The organism is Frateuria sp. (genome assembly GCF_013362045.1).
GTDB lineage: Bacteria > Pseudomonadota > Gammaproteobacteria > Xanthomonadales > Rhodanobacteraceae > Frateuria_A.
Window position 1 is genome coordinate 1 of record NZ_JABFWW010000045.1, and the last position, 18,293, is coordinate 18,293.

Consider the following 18,293-nt stretch of genomic DNA (forward strand, 5'->3'; position numbering starts at 1 on the left):
CAGGCACGGAGCCGGCCAGGGAGCGGTTCCAGGCGTCCCATACTTGGCGGCCCAGGGCTTCGAAGTCGGCGACGGGATTCTGCGCGGTCACGGGCATGCCTTGCTGGGGATCATGGGATCGTAGCAAAAAGCCGTATGAGGGTAGGTTTCAGCCAGGGCGACGCAATGGTGGGCTGAAGCCCACTCTACGGTGGACGCACGTGGATTAAGCCGGTATTGCAAGCGCCCCAAAAAAAAAGCGGGCCGGTGGCCCGCTTTTTGAATTGGATCGGAGCCCTTATCGCGAGCCCAACCCCTCACCCCAGCCCTCTCCCCGGAGAGGAGAGGGAGCAAAGTGCTCAGCCGTTGGCGGCCTCGTCCTCGGTCACGGCCTTCATGGACAGGCGGATGCGGCCCTGCTTGTCCACTTCCAGCACCTTGACCTTCACGATGTCGCCTTCCTTGAGCTTGTCGGAAACCTTCTCGACGCGCTCGGAGGAGATCTGCGAAACGTGCACCAGACCATCCTTGCCCGGCATGATCGTCACGAACGCGCCGAAGTCCATCAGCTTGGCGACCTTGCCCTCGTAGATGCGGCCCGGCTCGACGTCGGAGACGATCTGCTCGATGCGCTTCTTGGCCTCGTCGGCCGCCAGGCGGTTGACCGAGGCGATGATCACGGTGCCATCGTCGCTGATGTCGATCGTGGTGCCGGTCTCTTCGGTGATCGAGCGGATGGTTGCGCCGCCCTTGCCGATGACTTCGCGGATCTTGTCAGGGTGGATCTTGATGGTGAGCAGGCGCGGGGCGTACTCGCTCATCTCCGAACGCGGCGTGCTGATCACCTTCGCCATCTCGCCCAGGATGTGCAGGCGGCCACGCTTGGCCTGGGCCAGCGCCACCTTCATGATCTCCTCGGTGATGCCGTCGATCTTGATGTCCATCTGCAGCGCGGAGATGCCATCGGCGCTACCGGCCACCTTGAAGTCCATGTCGCCGAGGTGGTCCTCGTCGCCCAGGATGTCGGACAGGACCACGAACTGCTCGCCTTCCTTGACCAGGCCCATGGCGATGCCGGCGACCGGCGCCTTCAGCGGCACGCCGGCGTCCATCATGGCCAGCGAGGAACCGCACACCGAGGCCATCGAGGACGAGCCGTTGGACTCGGTGATCTCCGAGACCACGCGCAGCACGTACGGGAACTCTTCGATGCTCGGCTTGACCGCCTGCACGCCGCGCTTGGCGAGGCGGCCGTGGCCGATCTCGCGGCGCTTCGGCGCGCCGAAGCGGCCGGCCTCGCCCACCGAGAACGGCGGGAAGTTGTAGTGGAACAGGAACGGATCCTTCGACTCGCCTTCCGGCGCGTCGATGATCTGCGCGTCGCGGGTGGTGCCCAGCGTGGCCACGACCAGCGCCTGCGTCTCGCCACGGGTGAACAGCGCCGAGCCGTGGGTGCGCGGCAGCACGCCGACGCGGACGGTGATCGGACGGACGTCGTCGAGCTGGCGGCCGTCGATGCGCACCTTGGTCCTGAGCACGCTGTCGCGCATGGTGCGGTATTCGAGCTCGCCGAATTCCTTGGCCAGTTCGGCGGACGACCAGGCGTTGGCTTCGGCCTGACCCTTGAGCGACTCCAGCACGTCGGCCTTGATCGCGGCGATCGCGTCGCGGCGCTGCAGCTTGTCGCGGATCTGGAAGGCTTCTTCCAGCTTGTTGCCGACGGCGCCCTTGAGCGCAGCAACCAGCGATTCGTTGCGCGCCGGCGGCTGCCAGCCCGAAGAGGGACGGGCCGCTTCGGTGGCGAGCTCGGCGATCGCATTGATCGCGACCTGCATGTGCTTGTGGCCGAACATCACCGCGCCGAGCATCACGTCCTCGGAGAGCAGCTTGGCTTCGGACTCGACCATCAGCACGGCACCGGAAGTGCCGGCGACGACCAGGTCGAGGTCGGAAGTCTTCAGCTCGGTCGCCGACGGGTTCAGCAAGTACTGGCCGTTCGCATAGCCGACGCGGGCGGCGCCGATCGGGCCCTTGAACGGGATGCCGGCGAGGCTGAGCGCGGCGGAGGCACCGAGCATGGCAGGGATGTCGCCGTCGACTTCCGGATTGAGCGAAACGACCTGTGCGATGACCTGCACTTCGTTCTTGTAGTCCTCCGGAAACAGCGGGCGGACCGGACGATCGATCAGGCGCGAGGTCAGCGTTTCCTTCTCGGTCGGGCGGCCTTCGCGCTTGAAGAAGCCGCCCGGGATGCGGCCGGCCGAATAGAACTTCTCGACGTAGTCGACGGTGAGCGGGAAGAAATCCTGCCCCTCGCGCGGCTTGGCCGCGGCGACAGCGGTGACCAGCACCACGGTGCCGCCCATGCTGACCATGACCGCACCGGATGCCTGGCGGGCGATTTCGCCCGTCTCCAGCGTGACTTCGTGATTACCGTACTGGAATGACTTGGTTACTTTCGCCACGGGCTTTTCCTAAATTGTGCGGCCACGGATGGCCGCTTTTTGATCTTCGCGTTCAAGGATGAACGCACAAACCAAACAGTGCGGCCATGGATGGCCGCTTTTTGATCCTCGCGTTCATGGATGAACGCAGAAATCACCTACGCAGACCGAGGCGTTCGATCAGGCTCTGGTAGCGAGCCAGATCGCGATCCTTCAGGTAGGCGAGCAGGCTCTTGCGGCGGTTGACCAACTGCAGCAGGCCGCGGCGCGAGTGATGGTCCTGCTTGTGTTCCTTGAAGTGGCCGGTGAGGTGGTCGATGCGGGCCGACAGCAAGGCCACCTGCACCTCCGGCGAGCCGGTGTCGTTCGGCACGCGGCCGTAGTCAGCAATGATCTTGCTGGTCTGTTCTGCGGTAAGGGACATGGGTATCTCTTCCTTCAAAATGCGGATGCGGAACTTGTGCAACGTCACCGCCCGATGAAGTTGCACAAGCTCCGCTGGTTGGATGTAAAGCTCTGGAACAAGCTCGCTATTGTAGCTAGGGCGGGCGGTTTGCAACAAGACCGCGCAATCGCGTCATTCCGGCCGGCTTGCGGGATCTTCAAGGCGGGCCACGTTGAAGCCGCGGACGATGCGCACGCGGCCGGTCGCGTCCGGTTCCACCAGCGCCAGCAGCTGGCCATCGGGGCCATAGGCCGCGCTGCGGCCCTGCCCGGGCGGGCCGGGCCAGGGAATCTGCTGGCCCCGGCTGATCGCAAGCGCCCGGGGTCCGTCCAGCGGCAATGCCGGCAGGTCGGTCACGCCGGCGCCAAGCGGCATCAGCAAGGCCTCGAGGGCTGCCTCGCCCTGCCCGGCAGCCTGTTCCAGCTCCCCCAGCGTGACCATCGCAGGCTCGCGGAAGGGCTCCACCCACAGGCGGCGCAGCGCGGTCAGATGAGCGCCGCAACCCAGCCGCTCGCCCAGATCCACGGCCAGGCTGCGGATGTAGGTACCCGAGCCGCACTCGACCCGCAGGCGCAGGCGGTCGCCTTCGTGCGCCAGCAGCTCCAGGCGATGGATCTGCACCTCGCGTGGCGGCGCTTCGACCGCTTCGCCACGCCGGGCCTTCATGTACAGGGGTTCGCCATCCTGCTTGAGGGCCGAATACGCGGGCGGCACCTGCACGATGCGGCCGCGCAGCGTGGCCAGCGCCTGTTCGAGGGTCGCCGCATCCAGCGGTGGTACGGACCGCTCGGCGACGACTTCGCCCTCGAGATCGGCCGTGGTGGTGGTGACACCCAGCCGGCATTCGGCGAGGTAAGCCTTGCGCGAACCCAGCAGCATGCCCGCGATTTTTGTCGCCTCGCCAAAGCACAGCGGCAGCAGGCCGGTGGCCAACGGATCGAGCGCACCGGTATGGCCGCCCTTGGTCGCACGCAGCAGCTTGCGGGCCGCCTGCAACGCCTGGTTGGAGCTCATGCCCAGCGGCTTGTCCAGCAACAGGATGCCGTGCAGGTCGCGAAGGCCCCGGCGCAGGCCGCGGAGATTACGGCTGGCCTTCGCCATCGGTACCTGGCTGGATATCACCCGAGTCGCGCAACAGGCGCTCGATGCGCTCGCTCTTGTCGACCGAATCGTCGTACTTGAAGCGCAGCTCCGGCACGCGCCGCAGGCGCATGCTGCGCGAGAGCGTGCGGCGGAATTCCACGCCCAGCTCGTTGAGCGCCTTGACCGCTTCCTTGGCGCGCTCCGGCTGCAAGGCGGTCACCCAGACGGTGGCCCAGTCGAGGTCGCGGGTGACTTCGACGTCGGACACGCTGACCGACGGCAACGCGTGATCGCGCACGGCGGCGTGCACCAGCAGGCCGAGCTCGCGACGGAGCTCGGCGCCTACGCGGTCGGTACGTTTGAAGTCGCGTGAGGGCATAGGAACTCCGAACAGGAAAACCCTTCCCCATTCAAGGGAAGGCGCCCCCGAAGGGGCGGAGGAGGGTTCGTGCCTTGCGTGTCGTTGCCGCAAACCCGAGCCCTCGCCCCACCCCTCTCCCGGCGGGAGAGGGGCTTGAGCGTTACAGCGTGCGGGCAACCTCGATGCGCTCGAAGCACTCGATCTGGTCGCCGACCTTGACGTCGTTGTACTGCTTCACGGCGATGCCGCACTCCATGCCGTTGCGCACTTCGTCGACCAGGTCCTTGAAGCGGCGCAGCGATTCCAGCTCGCCCTGGAACACCACCGTGTTGTCGCGCAGCACGCGGATCGGCTTGTTCCGCTTGACCGTGCCCTCGGTGACCATGCAGCCGGCTACCGCGCCGAACTTGGAGCTGCGGAAGACCTCGCGCACCTGTGCGATGCCGATGATCTCCTCGCGCACTTCCACGCCCAGCAGGCCCGAAGCGGCCTGCTTCACCTGGTCGATGACGTCGTAGATGATCGAGAAATAGCGCACGTCCAAGCCGGCGGTGTCGATCACCTTGCGGGCCGAGGCATCGGCACGCACGTTGAAGCCGATGATCAGCGCCTTCGACGCGGCCGCCAGCGTGGCGTCGGACTCGGTGATGCCGCCGACGCCGGCCGCGATCACGTTGACCTTCACGTTCTCGTTGCCGATCTGGCTGAGCGAGTCGCGCAGCGCCTGCACCGAACCCTGCACGTCGGCCTTGACCAGGATGTTGAGCGTCTGCTGCTCGTTGCCCTGGCCCATCTGCGCCATGATGTCCTCGAGGCGGTTGGCCTTGCTGACCATGCGCGTCTCGCGGCGCTTCTGCTGGCGCTCGGCGGCCACTTCGCGCGCCAGGCGCTCGTCGGCTACCACCACGAAGTCGTCGCCCGCTTCCGGCACGCCGGAAAGGCCCAGCACCTGCACCGGGATCGACGGGCCGGCTTCCTGCACGGTCTTGCCGTTCTCGTCCACCAGCGCGCGCATACGGCCGTATTCGACGCCGCAGACCACGAAGTCGCCGCGCTTGAGCGTACCCTGCTGCACCAGCACGGTGGCGACCGGGCCGCGGCCCTTGTCCAGGCTCGACTCGATCACCACGCCGGAGGCAGGGCCGTCGAACACGGCGGTCAGCTCCATCACCTCGGCCTGCACCGAGATGGCGTCCAGCAGGTCGTCCACGCCCATGCCCGTCTTGGCCGATACCGGCACGAACGGGGTGTCGCCGCCCCACTCTTCCGGAATGACCTCCAGGTTGCCCAGGCCCTGCTTGACGTGGTCCGGATTGGCGTCGGACTTGTCCATCTTGTTGAGCGCCACGATCAGCGGCACCTTGGCGGCGCGCGCATGCTGCACGGCCTCGGCCGTCTGCGGCATCACGCCGTCGTCGGCGGCCACCACCAGCACGACGATGTCGGTGGACTGCGCGCCGCGGGCGCGCATCGCGGTGAACGCGGCGTGGCCCGGGGTGTCGAGGAAGGTGATCACGCCCTTGGGCGTGTCCACGTGGTACGCGCCGATGTGCTGCGTGATGCCGCCGGCCTCGCCCGCGGCGACCTTGGTGCGGCGGATGTAGTCCAGCAGCGAGGTCTTGCCGTGGTCGACGTGGCCCATGATGGTGACCACCGGCGGACGCGTGGCCTTCTCGCCTTCCAGCTCGGCGTTCTGGGTGTGCGCGGCCAGCGCGGCCTCGGCGTTGTTCTCGCTCGCCTCGACCGGCGTGTGGCCCAGTTCCTCCACCACCAGCGTGGCGGTGTCGCGGTCGATGGTCTGGTTGATGGTGGCCATCACGCCCATCTTGAAGAGCGCCTTGACCACTTCCGAACCCTTGACCGCCATCTTCTGCGCCAGGTCGGCGACGAGGTTGGCCTCGCCCACCACCACTTCACGCACCACCGGTGCGGTCGGGCGCGAAAAGCCATGCGCACCGGCTGCGGCGACCGCGCCACCGCGGGCAACATCGCGGCCGCCCTTGCCGGGCTTGCCACGCTTGCTGGAACGGCGCGCACGATCGGCATCGGACAGATGCAGCTCGCCGCCGGCAAAGCGCTTGCCGCCCGGGCCTTCGTCGCGATCGCGACCGTGGCGGGCCTTGGCGCCGCCGCGCGTATCGGACGGCGCTGGCGCCGGGGCCGGTGCGGGAGCCGGCGCGGCAACGACGACCTTCTTCTCGCGCTTACGCGGCTCGTGGATGCGCGGCACGATCATGCCGAACGCACTGTGGTCGGTGGTGGATTGCGCTGCCGGCGCGGGTGCCTGCGCAGCCGCGGAGGCGGCGGGCACGACCTGCTCGGCAGCGGCTTCCTGCGCAGCCGGCACGGCCGCCTCCGGCGCCTCGACCGACGGCACAGCCGCCTGCTCGTCGTGGCGCCGCGCCTCCTCGGCCTGGCGCTGTTCGTCCAGTGCGCGCTGCTGCGCTTCCTGCTGACGACGCTGCTCGGCTTCCAGGCGCTCGCGCTCCTCCTGCTCGCGCTGTTGCTGCGATTCGGCCAGCTTGCGCACGGCCTCCTCGCGCTCCGGCTCGACGCTGGCCTCCTCGGCGATCACGCTGCGCTTGACGTAGGTGCGCTTGGCGCGCACCTCGACGTTGACCGTCTTGGCGCTGCTGGATGCGCCGCGCCCGCCGGGCGTGGCGACCTTGAGTTCGCTGACCTTGCGCCGCTTGAGCGTGATCTGCCGCGGCGAGCTGTCCTCTACTTCGGGAGCCGCCTCACCCTTGCCGTGGGTGCGGCGCAGGAAGCCCAGCAACTTCACCTTCTCGGTGCTGCTGATGACCTGCTCCGGATCGGAGAAATTCATGCCCGCCTCGCCGAGCTGCCCCAGCAGCTTGGCGACCGGCATGCCCAGTACCTGGGCGAGTTGTTTGATCGTTACATCCGACATCGTGTTCTTTCTCCGCCGTTCCCGCGCTCACAAGTCCGTACGGCCTCAAGCCTGCACGTCCACCTCCATCCCTGGCGGAAACCCCGCATGGGGCTTCCTCGGCGCGCCCTTCCGAAGGCGCCGCCGTCCGCGGTCAGCCGCCCTTCTCCAGCCGCTCGATCATCGGAGCGCGGGCCGCCATGATCAACGCGGCGGCGCGCTCCTCGTCCATGCCCTCGATGTCGATCAGGTCGTCGACCGCCAGGTCGGCCAAGTCGTCCACCGTACCGATTTCGCGTGCAGCCAGCGCATAGGCCGTGGCTTCGTCCATGCCCGGCAGGCCGAGCAGTTCCTCGGACGGCTCGGCGATGCCCTCTTCCACCGCCAGCGCCTCGGTGAGCAGCGCATCGCGGGCGCGGGCGCGCAGTTCCTCGACGATGTCCTCGTCGAAGCCCTCGACCGCCAGCAGCTCGGCGCTGGGCACGTAGGCGATTTCCTCGACGCTGGAGAAGCCTTCCTGCACCAGGATGTTGGCGATCTCCTCGTCGACCTCGAGCTTGTCCATGAACAGCTGGCGCGCAGCCTGCTGCTCGGCCTCGCTCTTGGCGGTGACCTGGTCCTGCGTCATCACGTTGAGCTGCCAGCCGGTGAGCTTGCTGGCCAGGCGCACGTTCTGGCCGCCGCGGCCGATGGCCTGGGACAGCTTGTCCTCGGCCACCGCGATGTCCATCGAGTGCTTTTCCTCGTCCATGATGATGGACTGCACCTCGGCCGGCGCCATCGCATTGATGACGTACTGCGCCTGGTTCTCGTGCCACAGGATGATGTCCACGCGCTCGCCGTTGAGCTCGTTGGACACCGCCTGCACGCGCGAGCCGCGCATGCCGATGCACGCACCGATCGGATCGGTGCGCGTGTCGTGCGCGAGCACCGCGATCTTGGCGCGGTCGCCCGGGTCGCGGGCGCAGCCCTTGATCTCGACCAGACCCTGCCCGACCTCCGGCACCTCGAGCTTGAACAGCTCCATCATGAACTCCGGCGCCGCACGCGAGACGAACAGCTGCGGGCCGCGCACTTCCGAGCGCACCTCGTAGAGATAGCCGCGCACGCGGTCGCCGACGCGGGCCGATTCGCGCGGGATGGTCTTGTCGCGCGGGATGAAGGCCTCGGCGTTGGAACCCAGGTCCAGGTACACGTTGCCGCGCTCGACGCGCTTGACGATGCCGGTGATCAGCTCGCCGATGCGGTCCTTGTAGGCGTCGACCACCTGCTGGCGCTCGGCTTCGCGCACCCGCTGCACGATCACCTGCTTGGCGGCCTGCGCGGCGATGCGGCCGAACTCGGCGTTCTCGATCTGCTGCTCGATGTAGTCGCCCACCTGCGCGTCGGCGCGCTCGTCCACGGCGTCCATCAGGCGCAGCTGGTGGTACGGCGACTCCATCTCGCCGTCGTCGGCGATGACTTCCCAGCGGCGGAACGTCTCGTAGTCGCCGCTCTGGCGGTCGATCGCGACGCGGATGTCCGGATCCTCCTCCGGATAGCGCTTCTTCGCGGCCGAGGCCAGCGCGGCTTCCATCGCCTCGAAGATCACCTCGCGCGGCACGCCCTTCTCGTTGGCAACCGCATCGACGACCAGCAACAGTTCTTTGCTCATTGCAGCAACTCCAGAATATTTGTGCATTCGTCCGTGAATGCGAGAGCCAAGAAGCGGCCATCCTTGGCCGCACTCTTCAATTTTTTATTTGCCGGCCTTCTTTGCCGGTTGCTTGCCGCCGGGCTTGGGCTGCGGCATGTAGCCGAGCGCGGCCCAGTCCGGCACCACGCGCGCACTTTCCACCGCACCATGGTCGAATTCGAACGTCTTGCCTTCCGCTTCGAAAGTCAGCCGCTGGCCATCCACCGCGGCCAGCTTGCCGCGCAGGCGGCGGCGTCCCTCGATCGGCGCCTTCAGCAGCACCTTCACTTCCTGCCCCACCACCCGGGCGAACTGCTCCGCGGTGAACAACGGGCGGTCGATGCCCGGCGAGGAAACCTCCAGCACGTAGTGGCCCGGAATCGGATCCTCCACGTCCAGCAGCGCCGACAGCTCGCGGCTGGCCGCCTCGCAATCGTCCAGCGTGACCTCGCGCCCCTCGGCGTGGTCGAGCACGTCCAGATAGACGCGCAGGGTACTCTGCCCCTGCGATGGGGAAAACTCCACGCCGATGCATTCCAGGCCCAGGTCGACCAGGATGCCGGTGAAGCGTTGTGCGAGTGCCTGCGTATCCATATCCGTCGTTTGCCTGGCGTCAGAAACAAAAAATGGGCTCAAGCGGCCCATTCCCTTACCTCGACGATGTGCCGACTCGTCCAGGCTCTTTCCGGCGGCGTCGCAAGCAGAAGAGCCTGAAACATCGCGACGCATCCTTGCGCCCAACAAAAAAGCCTCACGAGGAGGCTTTCTTGTTCTAAGAAAGATCTGGTAGCGGGGGCAGGATTCGAACCTGCGACCTTCGGGTTATGAGCCCGACGAGCTGCCAGACTGCTCCACCCCGCATCAGAGTCCGCAAACTATAGCGGCATGGCCGATTTCTTGCAAGCTTTTCCGTGCTCGATTTCTTGCAGGATGGACTTCAGCCCATCTTTCCACATGGTGGGCCGAAACCACCACGTGCAGCCTCTCAGCCGGCAAACGCCGCGCGGCACCAGCCCAGCAACGGCCCCCAGTACAGGCCCAGCGCCAGCAGCACCAACGCGTTGAGCGAGAGCATGGTGCGCAGGAATCCATCGGACTGCGGACGAAGCTCCAGACCTTCGGCGGGCTTGTCGAAGTACATCACCTTGACCACGCGCAGGTAGTAGTACAGGCCGATGATCGCGAACACCACGCCGACCATGGCCAGCCACAGCATGCCGGCGTGGATCGCCGCCTGCAGCACCAGCAGCTTGGCGAAGAAGCCGAACATCGGCGGCACGCCGGCCAGCGAGAACATCGCCAGCATCATCAGGAAGGCCATCCACGGCGAGCGCTGGTTCAGGCCCTTGAAGTCGTCGATTTCCTCGCATTCGAAACCGGCGCGCGCCAGGGCAAGAATCACGCCGAAAGCGGCGGTGCTCATCAGCGCGTAGCTGATCGCATAGAACATGGCCGAGGCATAGCCTTCAGGGCCCGCGTTGACCAGGCCGAGCAGCAGGTAACCCATGTGCGAGATGGTCGAGTACGCAAGCAGGCGCTTCAAGTTGGTCTGCACGATGGCGACCAGGTTGCCGATCGCCAGCGAGGCCACCGCGAGCACGGCCAGCATCATCTGCCACTGCCCCGCCAGCCCCCCCATGCCCGACTCGAGCAGCCGGTAGGCCATGCCGAAGGCGGCCAGCTTGGAGGTGGAGCCGACGAAGATGGTGACCGCGGTCGGCGCGCCCTGGTAGACGTCGGGAATCCACATGTGGAACGGCGCCACGCCCAGCTTGAAGCTGATGCCCACGACCATGAAGATCAGGCCGAACACCAGCAGGTGGTCCAGGCCGGCGTGAACCACTGCGCCATGCAGCTGCGCCAGCGCCAGCGTGCCGGTGGCGCCGTAGACCATCGACATGCCGTACAGCAGCATGCCCGAGGACAGCGCGCCCAACACGAAGTACTTGATCGCCGCCTCGGACGACAACCGCGAATCGCGGTTGAGCGCGACCAGGCCATAAGAACACAGCGTGAGCAGTTCGAGGCCCAGGTAGACCATCACCAGGTTGCCCGCCGACACCAGCAGCATCGCGCCGATGGTCGCAAAGATCATCAGCGTGTAGAACTCGCCCTGGAACAGCTTGCGGTCGGCCAGGTACGGGCGCGAGAACACGAAGATCAGCGCGGTACACAGCAGCGCGAACACCTTGAGGATCTCGGCCACGGCGTCACGCACGAACATGCCGTCGAAGGCGGTCACCGCCACGTCGGGCTGGCCGGCCACCACCAGGTAGATCGCCACCAGTACGACCAGGATCGAAACCCAATGCAGGATGTTGCGTTGCTCGGGCTTCATCCAGGCGTCCAGCAGCAACAGCAGGCACGCCGCCGCCACCAGGTAGAACTCCGGCAGCATGATCAGGATGTCGTTGAAAGTCGGCATGGGCGTGTGATTCCGCTTAGATCTTGTGAACGGCGAGCTGCTGGACCAGCTGCGACACCGAGGCGTCCATCAGGTGGATCAGCGGCTGCGGCCAGATGCCCAGCGCCAGCACGGCGGCGGCGAAGGCGATCAGCACGAACGCTTCGCGGCCGTTGATCTCCTCCATCTCGCGCACGTGCGGGTTGGTGATGTCGCCCCACAGCACGCGCTTGACCATCCACAGCGTGTAGGCCGCGCCGATGATCAGGGTGAAGGCGGCGAACAACGCGATCCACGGGTTGGCGGCAAAGCTGGCCAGCACCACCATGAACTCGCCGACGAAGCCGCTGGTGCCGGGCAGGCCGGAGTTGGCCATGGCGAACAACACATAGAAGAAGCCGAACCAGGGCATCACGTTGATCACGCCGCCGTAGTCCTTGATCAGGCGAGTGTGCATGCGGTCGTACATGACGCCGATGCAGGTAAACATCGCGCCGGAGACGAAGCCGTGCGAGATCATCTGCACCATCGCGCCCTGCATGCCGAGCTTGGCCGCATCCAGGTTGCCGCTGCCGCGCACCAGCATGAAGGCGATGAAGATGCCCAGCGTGACGAAGCCCATGTGCGCCACGGACGAGTACGCCACCAGCTTCTTCATGTCCTCCTGCACCAGCGCCACGTAGCCGATGTAGACGATCGCCACCAGGCTCAACACGATCACGACCCAGGCGTAATGGTCGCCGGCATCCGGGGTGATCGGCAGGATGAAGCGCAGGAAGCCGTAGGTACCGACCTTCAGCATCACCGCCGCCAGCACCACCGAACCGCCGGTCGGCGCCTCCACATGGGCATCCGGCAGCCAGGTGTGCACCGGCACCATCGGCACCTTGATCGCGAACGCCAGCAGGAAGGCGAAGAACAGCCAGCTCTGCTCCTTCATGGTCAGCGGCAGCGCAGCCAGCGCGTGCAGGTCGAAGGTGCCGGCCTTCAGGTACAGATAGATCAGCCCGATCAGCATGAAGATCGAGCCGAAGAACGTGTAGATGAAGAACTTCAACGTTGCGTAGACGCGCCGCGGGCCACCCCAGACACCGATCAGGATGAACATCGGGATCAGCATCGCCTCGAAGAACACATAGAACAGCAAGGCATCGGTCGCGCAGAACACGCCGATCATCAGGCCCTCGAGCACCAGCATGGCGGCCATGTACTGGTGCGGCTTGTCCTGGATCACCTGCCATGCGCCGGCGATCACCAGGATGCCGACGAAGGTCGTGAGCAGGATCAGCGCGATCGAGATGCCGTCCACGGCAAGGCTGTAATGCACGCCGAGCGAGGCGATCCACACGTGGCTTTCGGCCAGCTGCATGGTGCTGTCGGTGGCGTTGTAGGCCGGCAACAGGTACAGGCTGGCCACGAAGGTCAGCACCGCCACCAGCAGCGAGATCCAGCGCGCAAGGCCGGGGCGGGCAGCGCCGGCCAGCAATACCGGGATCGCGCCGACGATAGGGAGCCAGATCACCAGGCTGAGCAAATGATTGAACATGGAGCGCGCTTCCTTATTGCCCGATCAGCCCGGATCCGAAAACCCAGAACCCGCCCAGCAGCAGGATCAGGCCGAGAATCATCGCGAAGGCATAGTGGTAGAGGTAGCCCGACTGCAGGCGCCGGACGGCGGCGGCGATGCCGCGCACCAGGCCGGCGGAGCCGTTGACCATGGCGCCGTCGATCACCGCCGCGTCGCCGGCCTTCCAGAACAGCCGGCCCAGCTTCACGCCGCCGCGGGCGAAGAACGCGAAGTACACGTCGTCCACCCAGTACTTGCGGTCCAGCATGGTCCACAGCGGCTTGAGCGCATTCTTGATGCGCCCTGCCATCGCCGGGTTGAACAGGTAGATGTAGGTGGTGATCACGAAGGCCAGCGCCACCAGCGCGAACGGCCAGCTGAGGAAACCGTGGAGCGCCATCGCGGCGGCGCCGTGGAACTCGTGGCCCAGTTCGCCCAGCACGTCGTTGGCGTCCTCCACGTGGATCGCCTGGCCGAACCAGTTGCCGAACAGCGCCGGCCCGACAGTGAAGAAGCCCACCAGCAACGACGGGATCGCCAGCAGGATCAGCGGCAGCGTCACCACCCACGGCGACTCGTGCGGCGGATGGTGCAGCACGCCCGGCTCGCCATGGCCCGGCTCGGTATGCGGGTGCTCGTTCGGACCGACCGCCGTGTGGGCATCGCCATGCTCGTGGGCGTCTTCGTGGGCATGGCCGTGCGACGCGTGCGCATCATGCCCGTGCACCACCACGAAGCGCTCCTTGCCGTGGAAGGTCAGGTACATCTGGCGGAAGGTGTACAGCGCGGTGACGAACGCGCCGGCCAGCACGCAGGCGTAGGCGTAGCCCGAACCCCAGCGGTGCGACTCGCCCACCGCCTCGATGATCGCGTCCTTGGAGTAGAAGCCCGAGGTGAACGGGATCGCCACCAGCGCCAGCGAGCCGATCCACATGGTGATCCACGTGATCGGCATGTACTTGCGCAGGCCACCCATGTAGCGCATGTCCTGTTCGTGGTGCATGGCGATGATCACCGAGCCCGCGCCCAGGAACAGCAGCGCCTTGAAGAAGGCGTGCGTCATCAGGTGGAACACCGCGCCGGCATAGGCCGACACGCCCAGCGCCACGGTCATGTAGCCCAACTGCGACAGCGTCGAGTAGGCGACCACGCGCTTGATGTCGTTCTGCACGATGCCGATCAGGCCGGTGAACAGCGCGCCGGTGGCACCGATCACCATGACGAAGCTGAGCGCCCCGTTGGACAGCTCGAAGATCGGCGACATGCGCGCGACCATGAAGATGCCCGCCGTCACCATCGTCGCAGCATGGATCAGCGCGGAGATCGGCGTCGGGCCTTCCATCGAGTCGGGTAGCCACACGTGCAGCGGCACCTGCGCGGATTTGCCCATCGCGCCGACGAACAGCAGCACGCAGATCACCGTGGCCGCGTCCCAATGCGTGTTCGCGGTCAGCGCCAGCGACTTGCCGATCAGGCTGGGCGCGCTGGCGAAGGCGGTGGCGTAGTCCAGCGTGTTCAGGAAGTACAGCACCGCGGCGATGCCGAGCAGGAAACCGAAGTCGCCCACGCGGTTGACCAGGAAGGCCTTGAGGTTGGCGAAGATCGCGGTCGGGCGCTTGTACCAGAAGCCGATCAGCAGGTAGGACACCAGGCCCACGCCTTCCCAGCCGAAGAACAGCTGCATGAAGTTGTTGCTCATCACGAGCATCAGCATCGCGAAAGTGAATAGCGAGATGTAGCTGAAGAAGCGCTGGTAGCCCGGATCCTCCGCCATGTAGCCGATGGTGTACACGTGCACCAGCAGCGACACGAAGGTGACCACCACCATCATCATGGCGGTGAGCCGGTCGACCAGGAAGCCAACGCTGACGTGCAGGCGGCCGATCTCGAACCAGGTGTAGATGTCCTGGTTGTAGGCCGGCGCGCCGCCCGCCGTGATCCGGTAGAGCACGTAGAACGACAGCACGCAGGAGATCAGCAGCCCGAGGATGGTCGCGCTGTGCGCGCCTGCGCGGCCGATCTGCTTGCCGAGGAAGCCGGCGAGCAGGCAGCCGGCCAGCGGCGCCAGCGCGATGATCAGCAGGATCGTTGTTGACAGTTGCATCGGCTCAGCCCTTCATCGAGTCGATTTCGGCGACGTTGACCGTGCTGCGGTTGCGGAACAGCAGCACCAGGATCGCCAGGCCGATCGCGGACTCGGCCGCCGCGACGGTAAGGATGAAGAACACGAACACCTGACCGGCCACGTCGCCGTGGAACCGCGAGAAGGCCACGAAATTCATGTTCACCGCGAGCAGCATCAGCTCGATCGCCATCAGCAGCACGATCACGTTCTTGCGGTTGATGAACAGCCCGGCGACGGCGATACAGAACAGCACCGCGCCCAGCACGATGAAATGCGACAGCGTGATCATTGGCGTGGCTCCTGCGAGGCGGTGGGCTCGTCCGGGCGCGAAGGCGCCATCTTCACCACGCGGATGCGATCGCGTGCCTGCACGCGCACCTGCTCGCTGGCCGACTCGTGGCGCTTGTCGCCGCGATGGCGCAAGGTCAGCGCCACGGCTACCACCACGCCTACGGTGAGGATCAGCGCGGCGATCTCGAACGGCAGCAGGTACTGCGTATACAGCGCCTGGCCCAGCCACGCGGTGTTGGACATGCCTGCCGCGGCGGCGGGGTTGGCCCCCATCACCTGCCCGTGCATCGCCCGCACGCCGATCAGCGCCAGCATCTCCGCCAACATGACCAGCGCAACGACGATGCCCACCGGCAGATAGCGGATGAAACCCTCGCGGACGTGCTCCTGCTTGATGTCGAGCATCATCACCACGAACAGGAACAGCACCATCACCGCGCCGACGTAGACCACGATCAGCGCGATGGCGAGGAATTCGGCCTCCGCCAGCAGCCAGATGCAGGCGGTGCTGAAGAACGTAAGCACCAGCGAGAGCACCGCGTGCACCGAGTTCTTCAGCGTGATCACCGCAAGCGCAGCGGCCACGGTGACGGCGGCGAAGCCGTAGAAGCAGATGAGTTGGAACAGGTTGGTATCGATCATGTCGGTGCCTTCAGCGGTACGGCGCGTCTTGCGCACGGGCCGCGGCGATTTCCGGCTCGAAGCGGTCGCCGATGGCGAGCAACTGCGCCTTGGTCACCACGTTCTGGCCGCGCTGTTCGAAGTGGTACTCCATCACCGAGGTCTCGACGATCGAGTCGACCGGGCAGCTCTCCTCGCAGAAACCGCAGAAGATGCACTTGAACAGGTCGATGTCGTAGCGCGTGGTACGGCGCTGGCCGTCCCCCTCGCGCGGCGCCGAGTCGATGGTGATCGCCAGCGCAGGACACACCGCCTCGCACAGCTTGCACGCGATGCAGCGCTCCTCGCCGTTGGCGTAGCGGCGCAGCGCATGCAGGCCGCGGAAGCGGTTCGAGCGCGGGATGTGCTCCATCGGGAAGCGCACCGTGTACTTGGGCTTGAACATGTAGCGCAGGGTCAAGCCCATGCCCTTGAACAGCTCGATGAGCAGCAGGCTCTTGAAGTAGTCGGTAATGCGGCTCATAGGAAGTCTCTCGACGTGTTCTCCCTCTCCCCGCCGGGGAGAAGGTGCCCATCAGGGCGGATGAGGGGCAGGTGCTCGCGAAGACCTCTCATCTCATACCCCCGTGCCGGCAACGACCCAGCCGAAATACTTCATGCAGCCGGCCACCAGGACCCACACGATCGTGATGGGGATGAACACCTTCCAGCCCAGCCGCATGATCTGGTCGTAGCGGTAGCGCGGGAAGGTCGCGCGGAACCACAGGAACAGGAAGGACATCAGGAAGGCCTTGATCAGCAGCCAGGCGAAGCCGCCCGTCCAGATCCAGTTGATCCAGCCGGGGGCGTCGGCGTGGATCCAGCCCTGCAGCGGGCTCAGCCAGCCGCCCAGGAAGAAGATCGAGGCGAGGAAGCTCACCAGGATCATGTTGGCGTATTCGGCCAGGAAGAAGATCGCGAAGGCCGAGCCGGAATATTCAACGTGGAAGCCCGCGACGATCTCCGACTCGCCCTCGGCCACGTCGAACGGCGCACGGTTGGTCTCGGCCACGCCCGACACGAAGTAGACGACGAACACCGGCAGCAGCGGCAGCCAGAACCAGTCGAAGAAGCCCTTGCCGCCGGCCTGCGCGTGCACGATGTCGGTGAGGTTGAGCGAGCCGGCCAGCACCAGCACGCAGACCAGCGCCAGGCCCATGGCGAGCTCGTAGGAGATCACCTGCGCAGCCGAGCGCATGGCGCCGAGCAGCGCATAGCGCGAGTTGGACGCCCAGCCGGCGAGGATGATGCCGTACACGCCCAGCGAGGTCATCGCCAGCAGGTAGAGCAGGCCCGCGTTGACGTCGGCCAACACCATCTTCTCGCCGAAGGGCACCACCGCCCAGGCGGCGAACGCCGGCACCAGCGCCAGCAGCGGCGCGAGGTAGTACAGCACGCGGTTGGCGCTGGAAGGCAGGATCACTTCCTTGAGCAGCAGCTTCACCACGTCGGCGAACGCCTGCAGCACGCCGAACGGGCCGATCTTGTTCGGTCCCATGCGCACGTGCATCCAGCCGATGACCTTGCGCTCCCAGTACACGAACATGGCCACGGCGACGATCAGCGGCAGGGCGATGGCCGCGATGTAGCCGACCGGCACCAGCACTTGGTGGATGAGTTGATCCATGGTCGGTTACGCCTTGCTCAGGGTGATGGCCGCGCCGTACGGGGGCAACGTGGCAGTCAGGTCATGCGCGGCATCGATCCATGCGGCGCCATCCGGCACTGCGGCATCGATCGCCACCGGCAGCAGCGCGTCGGCAACGCGAACCTGCGCGCCGTCGGTGAAGCCCTGGCGCATGGCCTCGTTCGGATTGAGCCGCACGGCGGGGGCGCGATTGATCGGATGGGCATTGAGCGCCGCCGACCGACGCAGCACCGCGTCGCTGCGATAGATCGGCCAGGTCGCCAGGCGTACCAGCGCGCCGCCCGCGCCCTGGCGCGGCGAAAGCGCCGCCGCCGGCGACGCCTGGACGCGTGCATTGATGCCTTCGCGCAGACCGGCCAGGTCGTCGAACTCGAAGCCGGCCAGCTGCAGCATGCCGCCCAGCGCGCGCAGCACCTTCCAGCCGGCGCGGGCTTCGCCCGGCGCCTTGGCGCCGGCGGCCACGCTCTGCGGAAGCCCATCGACATTGACCAGTGTGCCGTCGGCTTCCGGCAGCAGCGCGATCGGCAGGATCACGTCGGCCACTTCGCGCAGCGCGGTGCCGGCGTAGGCACTGAACGCCACCACCGCCTGCGCGCCCTTGAGCGCGGCCAGCGCCCTGGCACCGTCGGCGAAGTCGTGCGGCGGCTCCACGCCGTAGAGTACGTAGCCCTTGCGCGGCTGGGCCAGCATCGCCTGTGCGTCGAGGCCGCCATTGCCCGGC

Annotated in this window: 15 protein-coding genes and 1 tRNA gene; all 16 read right to left on the bottom strand. The window is 66.3% G+C overall.

Annotated elements, in window-relative coordinates:
- Window positions 1–338: 338 nt before the first annotated feature.
- Complete coding sequence (gene pnp / locus HOQ08_RS02155; protein WP_291190897.1) at window positions 339–2,444, bottom strand: polyribonucleotide nucleotidyltransferase; 2,106 nt, start codon at window positions 2,442–2,444, stop codon at window positions 339–341.
- 133 nt (window positions 2,445–2,577) lie between these two features.
- Window positions 2,578–2,847, bottom strand: coding sequence for a 30S ribosomal protein S15 (gene rpsO, locus HOQ08_RS02160; protein ID WP_291190900.1), 270 nt, complete (start codon window positions 2,845–2,847; stop codon window positions 2,578–2,580).
- A gap of 153 nt (window positions 2,848–3,000) precedes the next feature.
- Window positions 3,001–3,969: a tRNA pseudouridine(55) synthase TruB gene (gene truB, locus HOQ08_RS02165; RefSeq protein ID WP_291190903.1), complete on the bottom strand. Its 969-nt coding sequence runs from the start codon at window positions 3,967–3,969 to the stop codon at window positions 3,001–3,003.
- Window positions 3,950–4,330 (bottom strand): 30S ribosome-binding factor RbfA, encoded by a 381-nt coding sequence (rbfA, locus tag HOQ08_RS02170; protein WP_291190905.1) that lies wholly within the window; start codon window positions 4,328–4,330, stop codon window positions 3,950–3,952. The genes truB and rbfA overlap by 20 nt, the downstream gene beginning before the upstream one ends.
- Before the next feature lie 142 nt (window positions 4,331–4,472).
- Window positions 4,473–7,223: a translation initiation factor IF-2 gene (gene infB, locus HOQ08_RS02175; RefSeq protein ID WP_291190907.1), complete on the bottom strand. Its 2,751-nt coding sequence runs from the start codon at window positions 7,221–7,223 to the stop codon at window positions 4,473–4,475.
- Between the two features lie 133 nt (window positions 7,224–7,356).
- Complete coding sequence (gene nusA / locus HOQ08_RS02180) at window positions 7,357–8,856, bottom strand: transcription termination factor NusA (protein ID WP_291190910.1); 1,500 nt, start codon at window positions 8,854–8,856, stop codon at window positions 7,357–7,359.
- An 84-nt stretch (window positions 8,857–8,940) separates the two neighbouring features.
- Complete coding sequence (rimP, locus tag HOQ08_RS02185) at window positions 8,941–9,471, bottom strand: ribosome maturation factor RimP (RefSeq protein ID WP_291190912.1); 531 nt, start codon at window positions 9,469–9,471, stop codon at window positions 8,941–8,943.
- A 190-nt stretch (window positions 9,472–9,661) separates the two neighbouring features.
- Window positions 9,662–9,738 (bottom strand) — tRNA-Met (locus HOQ08_RS02190).
- A 124-nt stretch (window positions 9,739–9,862) separates the two neighbouring features.
- A complete protein-coding gene (nuoN, locus tag HOQ08_RS02195; protein ID WP_291190915.1) occupies window positions 9,863–11,302 on the bottom strand; it encodes an NADH-quinone oxidoreductase subunit NuoN in 1,440 nt (479 codons plus the stop codon).
- A gap of 16 nt (window positions 11,303–11,318) precedes the next feature.
- Window positions 11,319–12,827 carry an NADH-quinone oxidoreductase subunit M gene (locus HOQ08_RS02200; RefSeq protein WP_291190918.1) on the bottom strand — a complete coding sequence of 503 codons (1,509 nt, stop codon included), beginning with the start codon at window positions 12,825–12,827 and terminating at the stop codon, window positions 11,319–11,321.
- A gap of 13 nt (window positions 12,828–12,840) precedes the next feature.
- Window positions 12,841–14,952 (bottom strand): NADH-quinone oxidoreductase subunit L, encoded by a 2,112-nt coding sequence (nuoL, locus tag HOQ08_RS02205; RefSeq protein ID WP_291190921.1) that lies wholly within the window; start codon window positions 14,950–14,952, stop codon window positions 12,841–12,843.
- Window positions 14,953–14,956: 4 nt separating this feature from the next.
- Window positions 14,957–15,262 carry an NADH-quinone oxidoreductase subunit NuoK gene (gene nuoK, locus HOQ08_RS02210; protein ID WP_291190924.1) on the bottom strand — a complete coding sequence of 102 codons (306 nt, stop codon included), beginning with the start codon at window positions 15,260–15,262 and terminating at the stop codon, window positions 14,957–14,959.
- On the bottom strand, window positions 15,259–15,906 hold the full coding sequence (locus HOQ08_RS02215; RefSeq protein WP_291190927.1) for an NADH-quinone oxidoreductase subunit J: 648 nt from the start codon (window positions 15,904–15,906) through the stop codon (window positions 15,259–15,261). Before HOQ08_RS02215 ends, nuoK begins: the two co-directional genes overlap by 4 nt.
- A gap of 10 nt (window positions 15,907–15,916) precedes the next feature.
- Window positions 15,917–16,408: an NADH-quinone oxidoreductase subunit NuoI gene (gene nuoI, locus HOQ08_RS02220; protein WP_291190930.1), complete on the bottom strand. Its 492-nt coding sequence runs from the start codon at window positions 16,406–16,408 to the stop codon at window positions 15,917–15,919.
- A 93-nt stretch (window positions 16,409–16,501) separates the two neighbouring features.
- The gene (nuoH, locus tag HOQ08_RS02225; RefSeq protein ID WP_291190933.1) at window positions 16,502–17,551 is read right to left on the bottom strand and encodes an NADH-quinone oxidoreductase subunit NuoH; all 1,050 of its coding nucleotides are present in this window, start codon (window positions 17,549–17,551) and stop codon (window positions 16,502–16,504) included.
- A gap of 6 nt (window positions 17,552–17,557) precedes the next feature.
- Window positions 17,558–18,293: molybdopterin-dependent oxidoreductase (locus HOQ08_RS02230; protein WP_291190936.1), on the bottom strand; the 736-nt coding region annotated here is incomplete at its 5' end.